Origin of the sequence: Rathayibacter sp. VKM Ac-2857 (assembly GCF_013205025.1) — a bacterium.
In the GTDB taxonomy this organism is placed as follows: Bacteria; Actinomycetota; Actinomycetes; order Actinomycetales; family Microbacteriaceae; genus Rathayibacter.
The window spans coordinates 510,763-526,789 of sequence record NZ_JABMLE010000002.1 but is presented as its reverse complement, the minus strand read 5'-3'; the positions used below and the strand labels follow the sequence as shown (position 1 = coordinate 526,789).

Here is a 16,027-nt window from a genome sequence, read left to right as displayed (position 1 = left end):
GAAGAGAGTGCGGGGCGAGAGAGCGGGGCGGGAGTGGGTCGGGCGGCCGAGCGCTTACGCGCTGCGGCCGAAGAGCTCGGAGACGATGTCGACCAGCTCGCGCGCGGGCGGGTCGACGGCGGTGAGCAGCGGGGCGGTGGCGAGGTCGGCTCCCGCCGAGGCGGCGAGCGAGGCGAAGTAGCCGGGGGCGAGGAGGTAGGTGGAGACGAGCACGCGGGCGCCGGGGTGGGCGGCGCGCTCGGCGGCCACCGCCTCCGGGACGCGCGGCTCGGCGGCCGAGATGAAGGAGACGGCGACCTCGCGGCCGAGCTCGGCGGCCAGGAGGCGGCCGGTGGCCCAGCAGTCGGCGACCGCACCGGCGTCGCTCGAGCCGGCCGCGGCCAGCACGACGCGGTCGCCGTCGGCGAGGCCGGCTTCGCGCAGGCGTCGGGCCAGCACGCGGGCGAGCCGCGGATCCGGGCCCAGGGCGCCGGTCACGCGGACGGGGCGGTCCGCCTCCGCCGCGGCCTCGGCGAGGTCGACGTGCACGTGGTAGCCGGCCGAGAGCAGCAGCGGCACGACGACGGCCGGGCGATCGGTCTCGAGGGTGCCGAGCGAGGCCGGGACGTCGGGCTGCTGCACGTCGACGAAGGAGTCGAGCACGTCCGCGGCGGGGTTCGCCTCGCGGACCGCCTGCACGAGCGCGGCGACCGCCGTGCGGCCGTCGTCGTCGGAGGTGCCGTGCGAGGCGCAGACCAGCGCCGTCCGCTGCGCGACCTCGATCACACCGCCCGTCTCCCGCACGCTCCAGGTGGCGAGGTGCAGCCGCGGCGAGGTGTAGCAGACGCCCGTCTCGAGGTCGAAGACGTCCTTGTGCAGGGGCGAGGCGATCGTCGCCCGCTGCACGCCGTCGACGGCGCGGGAGCCGACGATGCCGCGGGAGAGCACGGCCGCGCCGGTCGCCGGGTCGAGGTTGGAGACGGCGAAGACGCGGCCGTCGGGGAGGAGGAACAGCGCGAGCTGCACGCCGCCGACGAGCGCGGCCTCGCCCCAGAGCGGCTCCAGCTCGAGCCGGTTGCAGACGGGAACCCAGGCCGCGGCCGGGGCGGTGCCGGCCGGCGGGGTGCGGGCCGCGACGTGCTGATCGAGGAGGGTCATCGTCCCGCCTTCCGAGAGGAGTGCTGCCCGCGGCCGGTCGGCGGCGGTGAGCCCCACGGTAGAGAGCCCACGTTTCGCGGGAGCACGCCTCCGGAGTCACGGGGGTAACGAAGCCCTCACGATGCCGGTCCGCTGTCGTGAGAGGTCGGTCACACGACGTTACGCAGGGGCAACGGGGGCGAAACCGCGGCTGCCTACGGTGGAGCCCATGACATCCCGAGGAGCGACCCCCACCGGCCCCCGACGCGTGCTCGTCGTCGGCGCCGGCCCCGCCGCCCACCGCCTGGTCGACGCGCTCGTCGCCCGTGCCGGCGCCACCGCCCTCGCGATCACCGTCTTCGGCGAGGAGGCGCACCACCCCTACGACCGCGTCGCGCTCTCGAAGCGCCTCGAGGGGATGACCGACCTCACCCTCGGCGACGGCGCGCTCTGGGAGTCGGCGACGCTCGTCACCTCCTCCCGCGTCGTCGCGCTCGACCCGGAGCACTGCCGCCTGCAGCTCGCCGACGGCCGCTGGTTCGAGGGGGACGAGATCGTGCTGGCCACCGGCTCCTCCGCCACCGTGCCGCCGATCGAGGGCGCCGAGCACGGCCGCGTCTACCGCACCCTCGAGGACGTCGACGGCCTCGTCGCCGACCTCGCCGCCTTCCGCGCCCGCCGCGGCCGCCCGGCCAGCGTGGTCGTCGTCGGCGGCGGACTGCTCGGCCTCGAGGCCGCGGGCGGCGCGCACCGGCTCGGCGCGCGCACCGCGCTGATCCACTCCGGCCGCTGGCTGATGAGCGCCCAGCTCGACGAGGGCGCGGGGCAGGCGCTCGGCCGCATCATCGCGGCGCAGGGCGTCACCCTGCACCTGGGCAACCGGCCCACCGCTGTCCTCACCTCGCCGCAGGGCACGGTGCTCGGCGTCACGATGACCGACGGCAGCAGCATCGGCGCCGACATGGTCGTCTTCTCGATCGGCATCACGGCGCGCGACGAGCTCGCCCGCGCGGTCGGCATCGAGGTCGCGCCCCGCGGCGGCGTCGTCGTCGACGAGGCCTGCCGCACCAGCCGCCCGCACGTCTGGGCGATCGGCGAGGTCGCCGCGATCGACGGCCGCACCGTCGGCCTCGTCGCCCCAGCCAACGCGATGGCCGAGGTCGTCGCCGACCGCCTGCTCGGCGGCGACGCGACCTTCCCCGGCGTCGACGACGCGACCAAGCTCAAGCTCTCCGGGGTCGAGGTCGCCAGCTTCGGCGACGCGCTCGGCGCGGGGGAGGGGGCGCTCGAGGTCGTCTACGCCGATCCCGCCCGCGGGCTCTACCAGAAGATCGTCGTCTCGGACGACGCGCGCACCCTGCTGGGCGGCATGTTCGTCGGCGACGCGGGCCCCTACTCCTCGCTCCGCCCGCTGCTCGGCCGCGAGCTGCCCGCGGAGCCCAGCGCCTACCTCGCGGCGGCCGGCGCCGAGGCGCCCTCGGGCGACCTGCCCGACGACGCGCAGCTCTGCTCCTGCAACAACGTCTCCGTCGGCGACGTGCGCCACGCGATCGGCGAGGGCTGCACCGAGCTCGGTCCGCTGAAGGCCTGCACCCGCGCCGGCACCCAGTGCGGCTCCTGCGTGCCGCTGGTGAAGAAGCTGCTCGACACCGAGCTCACCCGCGCCGGCGTCGAGGTGTCGCGCGCCCTCTGCGAGCACGTCTCGCTGAGCCGGAGCGAGCTGTTCGAGTCGGTCCGGATCCTCGGCCTGTCCTCGGCGGAGCAGGTGATGGAGCGCTTCGGCTCGGGCCTGGGCTGCGACGTCTGCAAGCCGGTGATCGCCTCCGTGCTCGCGACCCAGACCAACGGCTACATCCTCGACGCCGGCCAGGCGCCGCTCCAGGACACCAACGACCGCGCGCTCGCCAACATGCAGAAGGACGGCACCTACTCCGTCGTCCCGCGGGTGCCGGGCGGTGAGATCACGCCGGCGAAGCTCAAGGTGATCGCCGAGGTCGCCGAGCAGTACGGCCTCTACACGAAGATCACCGGCGGCCAGCGGATCGACATGTTCGGCGCCCGCCTCGAGCAGCTTCCCGAGATCTGGCGGATCCTCGTCGACGCCGGGATGGAGTCGGGCCAGGCCTACGGCAAGTCGCTGCGCACCGTGAAGTCCTGCGTCGGCTCGACCTGGTGCCGCTACGGCGTGCAGGACGCGGTCGGCATGGCGATCTTCCTGGAGGAGCGCTACCGCGGCCTGCGCTCGCCGCACAAGTTCAAGCTCGGGGTCAGCGGCTGCGCCCGGGAGTGCGCCGAGGCGCGCGGGAAGGACATCGGCGTGATCGCGACCGACACCGGCTGGAACCTCTACGTCGGCGGCAACGGCGGCTACCAGCCCGCCCACGCCCAGCTGCTCGCGCAGGACCTCGACGACGAGACGCTCGTCCGCTACATCGACCGCTACGTCATGTACTACGTCCGCACGGCCGAGCGCCTGCAGCGGACCGCGCGCTGGCAGGAGGACCTGCCCGGCGGCCTCGACCACGTCAAGGAGGTGGTCTGCGAGGACTCGCTCGGGATCGCGGCCGAGCTGGAGGCGGCGATGGCGACCCACGTCGACACCTACGTGGACGAGTGGGCGGCGACGCTCGCGGACCCGGACCGGCTGCGCCGCTTCCGCTCGTTCGTCAACGCGCCCGACACCGCGGATCCGCGGGTGAGCACGGTCCGCGAGCGCGGGCAGAGCAGGCCGGCGGGGAGCGACGAGCGCTCGGACGGGCCGGTGCTCGTGGCCGGGACGTCGATCCCGATCGGGCCGGGCGCGGTCTCGGTCGTGGGGCCGTCGTCCTCGGTGCCGGCGCCCGCGACGCTCGCGCCGTTCGCTCCCTCTGGCTCCGCTGCTTCTGCCGCCTCCGCCGTGCCCGGATCGGAGGCGTGATGCAGCTCTCCGTCGATCTCACCGGCCGCCGCGTCCTCGTCGTCGGCAGCGTCGTCGGCACCCGCCGCGTCCTCGCCCGCTACCGCACGGCCGGCGCGCTCGTGGAGCGCTGGGACGCGGACGACGCGCTCTGCCTGCGCCTCGCCTCCGCGTCGCTCCTGCCCGCGGGCCGTCCCGCCCTGCTCGCCTGGGTCGAGGGCGCCGCGTCGCTCCGCTCGGCCGCGGCCGCGGAGGCCACCCGGCACGGTGTCTGGGTCGTCGACGAGGCGCCCGCCGCGCACCGCCCCGTCGGGCACGTGAGCATCGTCGGCGGCGGACCCGGCGACCCCGAGCTGATGACGCTCGCCGCCCACCGGGCCCTCCGCGAGGCCGACGTCGTGCTCTTCGACCGCCTCGGCCCGCACGACGGCCTCGCCGACTGGGCGCCCGGCGCCGAGCTGATCGACGTCGGCAAGACGCCCGGGCACCACGCCGTGCCGCAGCACGAGATCGAGCGGCTGATGGTCGCCCGCGCCCTCGACGGGCTCGACGTCGTCCGGCTGAAGGGCGGCGACCCGTTCGTCTTCGGCCGCGGGTCGGAGGAGGTGCGCGCCTGCCGCGTCGCCGGCGTGCCGTTCACGATCGTTCCCGGTGTCACGAGCGCGATCTCGGTCCCGGCCGCCGCCGGCATCCCGGTCACGCACCGCGAGGTCAGCCGCGCGTTCACCGTGGTCTCGGGCCACGCGCCCTTCAGCGAGGAGGAGCTCGGTCACCTGGCCGGACTCGGCGGGACGCTGGTCGTGCTGATGGGCGTGAACACGCTCCCGCACCTCGTCGCGGGGCTGCAGCGCGCCGGGATGCCGGCCGGCATGCCGCTCGCGATCGTCGAGCGCGGCTGGTCGCACGCTCAGCGCACCACGATCTCCTCGGTCGGCGGGGTGCTCGGCCTGCTCGCCGAGCTGGCTCCGCGCTCGCCAGCGGTCATCGTGATCGGCGAGGTCGTGCGCCAGGCGGCGTGCGATGATGCTCAGGATCCCGAGAGCATCGCCCGCGCGGTCGATGCGCTCACCCTGTGACCGCCCGAGGGGGCCGCTGATGACCGGCACCGAGGCGAGAGCGGCCGGCGCGCCGGCGACCGGCGCCGACGGACCCGATCCCGACGCCGCGTCGCCCGGCTTCCGCGCCGACCAGCTCGTCGGCTTCCGCATCGGCGTCACCTCCGACCGCCGCTCCGAGGACCTGATCGCCGCCTTCGAGCGCCGCGGCGCCGACGTCACCCACGCGCCCACCATCCGGATGCGCGGCGTCGACACCGAGGGCGTCCTCGAGGCGGAGACCCGCGCGATCGTCGCCGCGCGCCCCGACGTCCTGCTCGCGACCACCTCCTACGGCATGCGCCGCTGGCTCGAGGCGGCCGACGCCGCGGGCCTCGGCGACGACCTGACCGACGCGCTCTCCGACGCCCGGATCCTCGTCCGCGGCCCGAAGGCGCGCGGGGCGATCCGCGCCGCCGGCCTCGACGACCACGGCATGAGCGAGCGCGAGACCACCACCTCCCTCGTCGACCTCGCCCTGCGCGAGGGCGCCGCCGGCCGCACCGTCGCGGTCCAGCTGCACGGCTTCACCGACCCGGCGCAGCTGCAGCGCCTCACCGACGCCGGCGCGACCGTCCTCACCGCCGCCCCCTACCGCTGGAGCGCGCACGAGGACTCGGCCCGCGTCCTCCGGCTGATCGAGGCGATCTGCTGCGGCGGCCTCGACGCCGTCACCTTCACCAGCGCGCCCGCCGTCGAGGCGCTGTTCACCGTCGCGGAGGCGGCCGGCCGGCTCGACGAGCTCCAGGCCGCCTTCCGCGAGACCGTCGTCGCGGCCGCCGTCGGCCCGGTCACCGCCGCCCCGCTCGTCGAGGCGCAGATTCTGCCGATCGTCCCCGACCGCTTCCGGATGGGCGCGCTCATCCGCCTCACCTGCGAGCACCTCGAGCAGTCCGCCCCCCGCATCGACACCGACTTCGGCCCCCTCGAGCTGCGCGGTCGGCACGCGGTGCTCGCGGGCACCCGCGTCGCCCTCACCCCCGTCGCCCTCGCCCTCTTCCGCACCCTGGTCGCCGCCGAGGGCGCCACCGTCGCCCGCGCCGTCCTCGCCGCCGCCGCCCCCGAGCCCCTCGACGACCACGCCGTCGACGTCGCGATCAGCCGCCTCCGCCAGGCCCTCCCGGAGCCCCGCCTCGTCGCCACCGTGATCAAGCGCGGCTTCCGCCTCGCCACTCCGCTTTAGGCCCGCGGGCCTCCGCACGGCGATCCGCGGCGTTGTCGTCGGGCGCGATACCGCCGGTATCGCGCCCTCCTCCGCCTTGCGGCTCACCGCGCGGAGACCCGCGGGCGGTTTGCCGGAGTCGGGCCGCCTGCCGCCCGCCGTGGGAACCATCGGATGCGCGATGGGGTCTGCACGTCTACCTGCGCCCCGATCGGGTCCATTCGTGCGGGCCGTGGCCGTCGAGTGGACGCGTGCGGGGGTCTGCGCACGAGACGGACCCCATGTCGAGTCTCTTCGAGGAGGCGGCGACGGGTCGATCCGCGAGTGGACGCGTGCCGGGGCATGCGCGAGTGTCGGCCCCCAGTTCGCGTCCGTTCGTGCGGCGTGTGGACGTCGAATGGACGCAGAACGGGCTGTGTGCGCGAGCCGGAGCCCGTTCGGCGTCTGTTCGTGAAGCTGCTGGCGAGTCGGTCTGCGAGTGGACGCGGCGGGACGAGTGCGGTCAGCGGGACGGGCGCCAGCCGCCGGCCAGCAGGGCTCGGCGGACGCGGTCAGCGCAGCCGGAGAGGTCCGCGTCGAAGGAGGCGGAGGCGATGCGCACGACGGTCCACCCGGCGGCGGCGAGGCGCTCGTAGCGGATCAGGTCGCGGTCCCACTGCGCTCGGTCGGTGCGATGGTGGTCGCCCTCGTACTCGACGACCACCCGCCACCGGCGGAACAGCAGGTCGACCCGCCCGATCCTCCCGTCGGCGTCGAAGAGCTCCGCCTGCAGCTCGGGCTCGGGGAGACCGGCGGCTGCGAGCGCGAGGCGCAGGAGGGTCTCGCGACGCGACTCCGCACCTTCGCGGACGAGCTCCAGCGCACGTCGGGCCGCGCGGGCGCCCCGCCCCTCGTGACCCTCGATCCGCCTCCGCAGCTCGCGCAGCGGAACCCACGGTCGCCCCGGTCGAGGCCGGACCGGGGCCAGCACCAGCGCATCGCCGACGGCGACGAGGTCCTCCAGCGACAGCACGGAGGCGAGCTGGAGGAACAGACTCGCTCCGTCCGCGAGGAGGAGTCCGCCGCGGCGGACGGCGCGCAGCCGGGGGTCCCCGAGGGAGTGGCCGATGAGACCGCGTCCGCGCGGAGCGTGGGCCGGCGGCCGCACCGCGACGTGCAGCGGCTCGCCCGGCGGTTCCCGCTGCAGATCGAGCGGCCACAGTCGGGCGGCGGTGATGCCGCAGAAGACCGCCCCCTCCATGACGGTCGCGTAGGCGCGAGCGCGCTGAGCCACGGTCACGGCCTCGCCCCGGGGAACGCGGACTCCCCGGAACGGCGCCTCGAGATCGCTCGCGCGCAGCCGCTCGATGCCGACCCCCGCTGCCAGCGCGTCCCGCACCGAGAACGCCCGGCCCGCGAGTGCGGGAGGAAGGGGTGCGGGCCGCGGCATCGCGCCATCCTGCCCGAAGGCTGGAGAGGCCCGCTCGCGTTGTCCACAGGCGGCGCGCGAGTGGACGCGGAACGGGCCCTGCTGCATGCCTGCACCCCTTCGGGCGTCCGCTCGCGGCCTGTCCGCGTCCGGGCGGCGCGCTGCCAGACTGGAGCGCATGAGCAGCGGAGCCCTGAGAGTGATCATCGCGCCCGACTCCTTCAAGGGGTCGGCGACCGCCGTCGAGGTGGCGGAGGCGCTCGCCGAGGGCTGGCGCAGCGTGCGGCCGGGCGACGACGTGGTGCTCGCTCCGATGGCCGACGGCGGCGAGGGCACGGTCGACGCCTTCGCGGTCGCGGTGCCGGAGGCGCAGCGCCACAGTCTCACCGTGGTCGGCCCCGACGACCGCCCCGTCGAGACGTCCTGGCTGCTGCTGCCGGACGGCACCGCGGTCGTCGAGCTGGCCTCTGCGAGCGGCATCACGCTGCTCGACCCGCTGCGCCCGCTCACCGCGCACACCCGCGGCTTCGGCCGGGCGATCGCCGCCGCGCTCGACGCCGGAGCCCGGGCGCTCCTGCTCGCGATCGGCGGCAGCTCCTCGACCGACGGCGGCGTCGGAGCCCTGCGCGAGCTCGGCGCGCGCTTCCTCACCGTCTCCGGGCACGACCTCGGCGACGGCGGCGGCGCGCTGCACGAGCTCGCGGTCGTCGACCGGCACGCGCTGCGCCCCGTGCCCGCGGGCGGCGCGCGCATCCTCAGCGACGTCACCAACCCGCTGCTCGGCGACTCCGGGGCCGCGCACGTCTTCGGACCGCAGAAGGGCGCCGGCCTCGACGACGTGCTCCGCCTCGACGACGGCCTCCGCCACCTCGCGGCGCACCTCGACGCCGACCCGGAGGAGGCGGGCACCGGCGCGGCCGGCGGCACCGGCTTCGGCCTGCTCGCCTGGGGCGCGCGCCTGGCTCCCGGCTCGGCCGCGGTCGGCGAGGCGCTCGGACTCCCGGCACTCGTCGCCGGCGCCGACGTCGTGCTCACCGGCGAGGGCCGCTTCGACGCGCAGTCGATGGCGGGCAAGGTCCCCTCCTACCTGCTCGGGCTGGCGGTGGCGGCGGGTGCCAGGGCGATGCTCGTCGCCGGCGCGATCCAGGCGCCGACCACCGCGTTCGCCGCGGCGGCCTCGCTCACCGAGGCGGCCGGCTCGGCGGCGGCGGCCATCGCCGACCCGCTGCCGCACCTGCGCGCGGTCGCGGCGGAGCTGGCGCGCGCCTCCTGAGCCGCGCCTCCCGAGCGCGTTCGCCGAGCCGTCGGACGGCTCGTCGCCGACCGGTCAGCGGCCCTCCGCGACCGGGCGGATGTCGGTGGTCGGACGTACCGTCGACGTATGGCCCCGGCAGCGGCACGACCCCCACATGTAGTGGTCCGATCGCGCCCGGGCACCCGCATGTCGGGCATGCCGACACGCCGGGGAACGTTGTACCCAGGGAACCCGTCGCGACTGTCCACAGCGGTGGATAACTCCGGAAGATCCGCGTCCTTCCGCGGGTCCGCGGGCCCCGGCCTGTGGATGGATCGGGGGAGGACCGGTGGATAACTACACGGATGTAACTACTACTCCTAGTGGGCTGCCGCCGGGCGGCCCACTATATGTAGTATTGCTGAGCAGGTCGGGCCGAGAGCCCCGCCGGCACCGCCGCTCGGTCGCCGAGCGCCCCGCACCACCCCACATCAGAACTCCCCACGACCGCCTCCCCGCCCGCCCGGACCCCCGGCGCGGCACCGGATCCGGCCCTCGGGACACCTCCTTCCGAAAGGACGACACCCATGGCTGTGACGGTCTACACCAAGCCCTCCTGCGTGCAGTGCACCGCGACCTACCGGGCCCTCGACAGCAAGGGCATCGACTACGAGATCTTCGACCTCTCCGTCGACGAGAAGGCCCTCGACGCCGTCAAGGCCCTCGGCTACCTCCAGGCGCCGGTCGTCATCACGGACGACGATCACTGGTCCGGCTTCCGCCCCGACAAGATCTCCGCTCTCTGAGGCGTCTGGACGGCGATCTGCGGCGTTGTCGTCGGGCGCCGTAGCGCAGCTACGGCTTCCTCCTCCGCCTTGCAGCTCACCATCCAGCCGCCCCAGAGCGGGTGCTGATGGGGATGCAGCGGGAGGAGCAGAGCACACAGCTTCGCCGGTCCGGGTGTGCAGGTTCTGCCCCGGGCCGGCGGAGGATCCGCGGGAGCGGGTCCGCAAGGCCCGAGAGGGCGGACGACGGAAAGACGGGGGGAGGCGTGCGATGAGCGGACTCGTGTACTTCTCGAGCAGCTCGGGCAACACCCACCGCTTCATGCAGAAGCTCGGGCGGCCCGCGCAGCAGATCCCCCTGCACTCCCGGCGGGACGGCGCCGCGGTCGACACGCTCCACGTCGACGAGCCGTACGTGCTCGTGCTCCCCACCTACGGCGGGGGGAACGGCGGGGGAGCGGTCCCCAAGCAGGTCATCCGCTTCCTGAACGTCCCGCGCAACCGCGCCCTGCTCCGCGGCGTCATCGGCGCCGGCAACACCAACTTCGGCGAGGCCTACTGCCTCGCCGGCGACATCATCGCCCGCAAGTGCGAGGTGCCGCACCTCTACCGTTTCGAAGTATTCGGCACACCCGACGACGTCCGCGCCGTCGACGAAGGATTGGACTCGTTTTGGACGCAGCAGTGATCGACGCCCCCCGGGACGCCGCGCAGATGGACTACCACTCGCTCAACGCGATGCTGAACCTGTACGGCCCGAACGGGGAGATCCAGTTCGACAAGGACCGCGAGGCGGCGCGCGAGTACTTCCTGCAGCACGTCAACCAGAACACCGTCTTCTTCCACTCCCTCAAGGAGCGCCTCGACTACCTGGTCGAGAAGGAGTACTACGAGAAGGCCGTCCTCGACCAGTACTCGTTCGACTTCATCCAGGAGCTGAACGACCTCGCCTACTCGAAGAAGTTCCGCTTCGCGACCTTCCTCGGCGCCTTCAAGTACTACACGTCGTACACGCTGAAGACCTTCGACGGGAAGCGCTACCTCGAGCGCTTCGAGGACCGCGTCGTCATGTCGGCCCTCGGCCTCGCCCAGGGCGACGAGAAGCTCGCGATCGCCCTCGTCGAGGAGATCGTGGCCGGCCGCTTCCAGCCCGCGACCCCCACCTTCCTCAACACGGGCAAGGCCCAGCGCGGCGAGCTCGTCTCCTGCTTCCTCCTCCGCATCGAGGACAACATGGAGTCGATCGCCCGCGGCATCAACTCCGCGCTGCAGCTCTCCAAGCGCGGCGGCGGCGTCGCCCTCTCGCTCTCCAACATCCGCGAGGCCGGCGCGCCGATCAAGCAGATCGAGAACCAGTCCTCGGGCATCATCCCCGTGATGAAGCTCCTCGAGGACAGCTTCAGCTACGCGAACCAGCTCGGCGCCCGCCAGGGTGCGGGAGCGGTGTACCTCTCGGCGCACCACCCGGACATCCTGCGCTTCCTCGACACCAAGCGCGAGAACGCCGACGAGAAGATCCGCATCAAGACGCTCTCCCTCGGCGTCGTCGTGCCCGACATCACGTTCGAGCTCGCGAAGAACAACGAGGACATGTACCTCTTCTCCCCGTACGACGTCGAGCGCGTCTACGGCCTGCCCTTCGGCGACATCTCGATCTCCGAGAAGTACCGCGAGATGGTCGACGACCCGCGCATCAAGAAGACCAAGATCTCGGCGCGCGAGTTCTTCCAGACCATCGCGGAGATCCAGTTCGAGTCGGGCTACCCCTACATCGTGTTCGAGGACACGGTGAACAAGGCGAACCCGATCAAGGGCCGCATCAACATGTCCAACCTGTGCTCCGAGATCCTCCAGGTCAACACCCCCACGACCTACAACGAGGACCTCTCCTACAACAGCATCGGCAAGGACATCTCCTGCAACCTCGGCTCGCTGAACATCGCGCTGACGATGGACTCGCCCGACTTCGGCCGCACCATCGAGACCGCGATCCGCGGCCTCACCTCGGTGTCCGACCAGTCGCACATCACCTCGGTGCGCTCCATCGAGGACGGCAACGACAAGTCGCACGCCATCGGCCTCGGCCAGATGAACCTGCACGGCTACCTCGCCCGCGAGCGGATCCACTACGGATCCGAGGAGGGCATCGACTTCACCAACATCTACTTCTACTCGGTGCTCTTCCACGCCCTGCGCGCCTCTAACAGCATCTCGATCGAGCGCGGCACCACCTTCGACGGTTTCGCCGACTCGAAGTACGCCTCGGGTGAGTTCTTCGACACCTACACCGAGAAGGAGTGGGCGCCCTCCACCGAGCGCGTCTCCCGCCTCTTCTCCGAGGCCGGCATCGCCGTCCCCACCCAGGACGACTGGCGTGCGCTCAAGGCCTCGGTCATGGAGCACGGCATCTACAACCAGAACCTGCAGGCCGTCCCGCCGACCGGCTCGATCTCGTACATCAACAACTCGACGTCCTCGATCCACCCGATCGCGTCGAAGATCGAGATCCGCAAGGAGGGCAAGCTCGGCCGCGTCTACTACCCGGCGCCGTTCATGACGAACGACAACCTGGAGTACTACCAGGACGCGTACGAGATCGGCTACGAGAAGATCATCGACACCTACGCCGCGGCGACGCAGCACGTCGACCAGGGCCTCTCGCTGACGCTGTTCTTCAAGGACACCGCGACCACCCGCGACATCAACCGCGCGCAGATCTACGCCTGGCGCAAGGGCATCAAGACCATCTACTACATCCGTCTCCGCCAGCTCGCGCTGGAGGGCACGGAGGTCGACGGCTGCGTCAGCTGCATGCTGTAGCGTCGCCCGCCGACCCCCCGACAGTCTCGAACGACCTATCCGCACGAAGAAGAGATCATGACTCCCCCTGAGAAGCTCAAGCTGGTCAGCCACGTCGACGCCATCAACTGGAACCGCATCCAGGACGACAAGGACGTGGAGGTCTGGAACCGCCTCACGAGCAACTTCTGGCTGCCCGAGAAGGTCCCGCTGTCCAACGACATCCAGTCGTGGAACACGCTGACCCACGACGAGCAGCAGCTCACGATGCGGGTGTTCACGGGCCTGACCCTGCTCGACACCATCCAGGGCACGGTCGGCGCGGTCTCGCTGATCCCCGATGCGCTCACCCCGCATGAGGAGGCCGTCTACACGAACATCGCGTTCATGGAGTCGGTGCACGCGAAGTCGTACTCCTCGGTGTTCTCGACCCTGTCGAACACCCAGGACATCGACGAGGCGTTCCGCTGGTCGGTCGAGAACCCGAACCTGCAGAAGAAGGCGTCCATCGTCATGGACTACTACCGCGGCGACGACCCGCTGAAGCGGAAGGTCGCCTCCACGCTGCTGGAGTCGTTCCTCTTCTACTCGGGCTTCTACCTGCCGATGTACTGGTCCTCGCGCGCCAAGCTCACCAACACCGCGGACCTGGTGCGCCTGATCATCCGCGACGAGGCCGTGCACGGCTACTACATCGGCTACAAGTTCCAGAAGGGACTCGAGCTGGTCGACCAGGCCAAGCGCGACGAGATCAAGGACTACACGTTCTCGCTGCTCTACGAGCTCTACGACAACGAGGCGCAGTACACCCAGGACCTCTACGACCAGCTCGGCCTGACCGAGGACGTCAAGAAGTTCCTGCACTACAACGCCAACAAGGCCCTGATGAACCTCGGCTACGAGCCGATGTTCCCCAAGCAGGTCACCGATGTGAACCCCGCGATCCTGTCGGCCCTCTCGCCCAACGCGGACGAGAACCACGACTTCTTCTCGGGCTCCGGCTCCTCCTACGTGATCGGCAAGGCCGTGAACACCGAGGACGAGGACTGGGACTTCTAGGCGTCGACACCACGTCCCGGCCTCCACGGCGAACGGCTCCTCCCCTCCGGGTGAGGAGCCGTTCCTCGTCTGTGCCGAAACGGAGCGGGCCCGAGGCGCCCGCCGGCGACCCTTCATGCTGGTCGAGTAGCCCGACAAGAGCGTCCCGCATGCTGGTCGAGTAGCCCCGCAGGGGCGTATCGAGACCCACCGTCGTCAGAAGGGTGGGTCTGCAGACCGTCGACCGACGCTGGTGGATCTACTTGGAAGAGACGCCCGCAGACATGTTGGTCGAGTAGCCCCGTAGGGGCGTATCGAGACCCGCCGTCCTCAGAAGGTGGGTCTGCAGACCGTCGTTTGACGCTGGTGGATCTCGATACGCCCGCTGCGCGGGCTACTCGATCAGCATGAAGCGCGGCCACCGCTGCTTGTCGGCGCGATCACTTCAGCGGCAGCCGCATCAGCACCCGCGGGAAGCCGTTCAGCACCGAGGTGGTGTCGGCCGCGTACGAGAAGCCGGCCCTCTCGAAGAGGGCGCGGGTGCCGACGTACGCCATCGTCTGCTCCACCCGCGCTCCGGCGTTGTCGACGGGGTAGCCCTCGATCGCCGGGGCGCCGTGCGCGCGGGCGAAGTCGACGGCGCCGGCGAGCAGGGCGTGCGAGATCCCGCGCTTGCGGAAGCCCGGGCGGACGCGGAGGCACCAGACGCACCAGACGTCGAGGTCGTCGACGTGCGGGATCCTCCGGTTCTTCGCGTAGCTCGTGTCGGCCCGGCGGTGCACGGCGGCCCAGCCCGCCACCTCGCCGCCGTCGTAGGCGAGGACGCCGGGCGGCGGGTCCTGCGCGACGAGCTCGCGCATCCGCTCGCCGCGGGCCGGGCCGCGGAGGGCGTTGTTCTCGGTGGAGGAGAGCAGTCGGTAGCTCAGGCACCAGCACACGCTCGCGTCGGGCCGCTTCGGGCCGTTCATCGTCGCCAGGTCGTCGAAGACGGTGGCGGGACGCACCTCGATCGTCATGGCGGCAGCCTCCCACCGCGGCGGCTCCTCGGCAAGGCGCCCGATTCACCACTCCGGCGCATGAATCGCACCAGCACCCCCTGTTGGACGGCGCACAGGCGACGCCCGTACCGTGGTCGAGGTATCCAACGAAGGAGCACTCCCTTGAAGCACGTCCCCCTCGGCGCCTCCGGCCTCGACTCCCCGAACGTCGTCCTCGGCCTCATGCGCATCCCCGACATGACCGACGACGCCATCCGCGACCTCGTCCGCACCGCCCGCGACTCCGGCATCGACTTCTTCGATCACGCCGACGTCTACGGCGGCGAGCTGCACCGCTGCGAGGAGCGCTTCGCCGAGGCGCTGGCGCTCACCCCGTCCGAGCGCGAGCAGGTGGTCCTGCAGACCAAGGCCGGCATCGTCGGCGACGGCCCGTACTTCGACTTCTCCTACGAGCACCTGATGCAGTCGGTCGAGGGCTCGCTGAAGGCGCTGCGCACCGACTACATCGACGTGCTCCTGCTGCACCGCCCCGACGCGCTGGTCGAGCCCGACGAGGTCGCCCGCGCCTTCGACGAGCTGCACGCGGCCGGCAAGGTCAAGCACTTCGGTGTCTCCAACCAGACGCCGTACCAGATCGAGCTGCTCAAGAAGTCGCTGAACCAGCCGATCGTCGCGAACCAGCTGCAGCTCTCGATCACGCACTCGCCGATGATCGCGCAGGGCGTGGCCTCGAACATGATCGCCGAGGACCAGTCGGTGATGCGCGACGCGGGCATCCTCGACTACTGCCGCCTGAACGACATCACGGTGCAGGCCTGGTCGCCGTTCCAGAGCGGCTTCTTCACCGGCGTCTTCCTCGACAACCCCGAGTACGGCGAGCTGAACGCGGTCCTCGACCGCCTGGCCGCCCAGTACGACGTCCCGCCCCTCGCCGTCGCGACCGCCTGGATCACCCGCCACCCGGCGAAGATGCAGGTCGTCCTCGGCACGACGAACGAGCAGCGCGTGCGCGATGCAGCCCTCGGCTCCGACCTGCCGCTCACCCGGCCGGAGTGGTACGAGCTGTTCCGCGCAGCGGGCCACATCGTCCCCTAGAGCTCCCACCCCGGAGAAACGCGCGTCGGCGCACAGGGAGGCACGGACCGGACAGGGTCCGTGCCTCCTCTTCGTGCGAGATACTCCGTCCGGCGCCTAGGCCGCGATGGTCAAGCGCAGCCGCACGACGGAGTCGACCTCGACGTCCTCCGCTCGGCGCACCGCCGCGTTGATCGGCACGACGAACCCGCCGTCCTTCGGCCAGAGCGAGGTCGTCCACCGGCTCGCGCCGAGCTCCACCGCCGCAGGCACCATGCCCCACCCGTAGCTGACATGCGCGGCGATGGCGGTGACCGCCTCGACCTGCTCCGCGGGCACGCTCACGAAGTGCCACGGCGCCGGACCTCGCCAGAACCACACGACCCCCTCGAACTCCAGCTCCACGGCGTCAGCGAGGAGAGA

Annotated in this window: 13 protein-coding genes; 9 read left to right on the top strand and 4 right to left on the bottom strand. The window is 72.0% G+C overall.

The window, feature by feature from the left end; genetic code table 11:
• Positions 1-54: 54 nt before the first annotated feature.
• Positions 55-1,137, bottom strand: coding sequence for a nitrite reductase small subunit NirD (gene nirD, locus HQQ86_RS09770; protein WP_173287925.1), 1,083 nt, complete (start codon positions 1,135-1,137; stop codon positions 55-57).
• 208 nt (positions 1,138-1,345) lie between these two features.
• On the opposite strand from nirD, the gene nirB reads away from it, so the two are divergent.
• From nirB to HQQ86_RS09755, 3 genes are read left to right on the top strand one after another with little or no spacing between them, the layout of a single operon-like run.
• Positions 1,346-4,033 (top strand): nitrite reductase large subunit NirB, encoded by a 2,688-nt coding sequence (nirB, locus tag HQQ86_RS09765; protein WP_173287924.1) that lies wholly within the window; start codon positions 1,346-1,348, stop codon positions 4,031-4,033.
• The gene (cobA, locus tag HQQ86_RS09760) at positions 4,033-5,088 is read left to right on the top strand and encodes a uroporphyrinogen-III C-methyltransferase (protein ID WP_173287923.1); all 1,056 of its coding nucleotides are present in this window, start codon (positions 4,033-4,035) and stop codon (positions 5,086-5,088) included. The genes nirB and cobA overlap by 1 nt, the downstream gene beginning before the upstream one ends.
• 19 nt (positions 5,089-5,107) lie before the next feature.
• Positions 5,108-6,289 carry a uroporphyrinogen-III synthase gene (locus tag HQQ86_RS09755; RefSeq protein ID WP_173287922.1) on the top strand — a complete coding sequence of 394 codons (1,182 nt, stop codon included), beginning with the start codon at positions 5,108-5,110 and terminating at the stop codon, positions 6,287-6,289.
• A gap of 481 nt (positions 6,290-6,770) precedes the next feature.
• Here HQQ86_RS09755 and HQQ86_RS09750 read toward each other — a convergent pair whose 3' ends face one another.
• On the bottom strand, positions 6,771-7,697 hold the full coding sequence (locus HQQ86_RS09750; RefSeq protein WP_173287921.1) for an endonuclease domain-containing protein: 927 nt from the start codon (positions 7,695-7,697) through the stop codon (positions 6,771-6,773).
• A 157-nt stretch (positions 7,698-7,854) separates the two neighbouring features.
• On the opposite strand from HQQ86_RS09750, the gene HQQ86_RS09745 reads away from it, so the two are divergent.
• From HQQ86_RS09745 to nrdF, 5 genes are all read left to right on the top strand, one after another.
• Positions 7,855-8,949 carry a glycerate kinase gene (locus HQQ86_RS09745; RefSeq protein ID WP_173287920.1) on the top strand — a complete coding sequence of 365 codons (1,095 nt, stop codon included), beginning with the start codon at positions 7,855-7,857 and terminating at the stop codon, positions 8,947-8,949.
• A 548-nt stretch (positions 8,950-9,497) separates the two neighbouring features.
• Positions 9,498-9,716, top strand: a complete 219-nt coding sequence (gene nrdH, locus HQQ86_RS09740) for a glutaredoxin-like protein NrdH (RefSeq protein ID WP_123447771.1) — start codon at positions 9,498-9,500, stop codon at positions 9,714-9,716.
• Between the two features lie 250 nt (positions 9,717-9,966).
• Positions 9,967-10,383 (top strand): class Ib ribonucleoside-diphosphate reductase assembly flavoprotein NrdI, encoded by a 417-nt coding sequence (gene nrdI, locus HQQ86_RS09735; RefSeq protein WP_123447770.1) that lies wholly within the window; start codon positions 9,967-9,969, stop codon positions 10,381-10,383.
• Between the two features lie 26 nt (positions 10,384-10,409).
• On the top strand, positions 10,410-12,515 hold the full coding sequence (gene nrdE / locus HQQ86_RS09730; protein ID WP_173288752.1) for a class 1b ribonucleoside-diphosphate reductase subunit alpha: 2,106 nt from the start codon (positions 10,410-10,412) through the stop codon (positions 12,513-12,515).
• Between the two features lie 57 nt (positions 12,516-12,572).
• Positions 12,573-13,553 (top strand): class 1b ribonucleoside-diphosphate reductase subunit beta, encoded by a 981-nt coding sequence (gene nrdF / locus HQQ86_RS09725; RefSeq protein ID WP_123447769.1) that lies wholly within the window; start codon positions 12,573-12,575, stop codon positions 13,551-13,553.
• 419 nt (positions 13,554-13,972) lie between these two features.
• Here nrdF and HQQ86_RS09720 read toward each other — a convergent pair whose 3' ends face one another.
• Positions 13,973-14,548: a GNAT family N-acetyltransferase gene (locus HQQ86_RS09720; RefSeq protein ID WP_173287919.1), complete on the bottom strand. Its 576-nt coding sequence runs from the start codon at positions 14,546-14,548 to the stop codon at positions 13,973-13,975.
• A 144-nt stretch (positions 14,549-14,692) separates the two neighbouring features.
• Here HQQ86_RS09720 and HQQ86_RS09715 point away from each other — a divergent pair, with 144 nt between their 5' ends.
• Entirely contained in the window at positions 14,693-15,625 is a 933-nt protein-coding gene (locus tag HQQ86_RS09715) for an aldo/keto reductase family oxidoreductase (protein WP_260300739.1), read from the top strand.
• A gap of 96 nt (positions 15,626-15,721) precedes the next feature.
• Here the strand turns inward: HQQ86_RS09715 and HQQ86_RS21255 are convergent, their stop codons facing one another.
• Entirely contained in the window at positions 15,722-16,009 is a 288-nt protein-coding gene (locus HQQ86_RS21255) for a DUF1905 domain-containing protein (RefSeq protein WP_173287918.1), read from the bottom strand.
• Between the last annotated feature and the right edge of the window lie 18 nt (positions 16,010-16,027).